General features: G+C 47.7%; 1 tRNA gene. It reads right to left on the bottom strand.

Annotated features, from left to right (window positions below):
* Positions 1–117 precede the first annotated feature (117 nt).
* Positions 118–193: transfer RNA gene (locus ALP40_RS08910), tRNA-Lys, on the bottom strand.
* Between the last annotated feature and the right edge of the window lie 25 nt (positions 194–218).

Raw genomic sequence — 218 nt, 5'->3', positions numbered from 1 at the left:
CCGGACTGCGCTATACCCCGATGATGCTAAAAAGCACCTCAAAAGAGGCGCTTTTTATTTGGATGATGCTTGTGGCATCACTCCCTAAGATCCAGCCAGATACAAACTAGCTAAAAATGGTGGGTCGTGTGGGATTCGAACCTACGACCAATTGGTTAAAAGCCAACTGCTCTACCAACTGAGCTAACGACCCAAATATGGTCGGGGTAAGGGGATTC

This window comes from Pseudomonas viridiflava (genome assembly GCF_003702045.1).
GTDB classification, from domain to species: domain Bacteria; phylum Pseudomonadota; class Gammaproteobacteria; order Pseudomonadales; family Pseudomonadaceae; genus Aquipseudomonas; species Aquipseudomonas viridiflava_C.
Note: the sequence above shows the minus strand (reverse complement) of the source record. Positions and strands in the feature narration are given on the sequence as shown.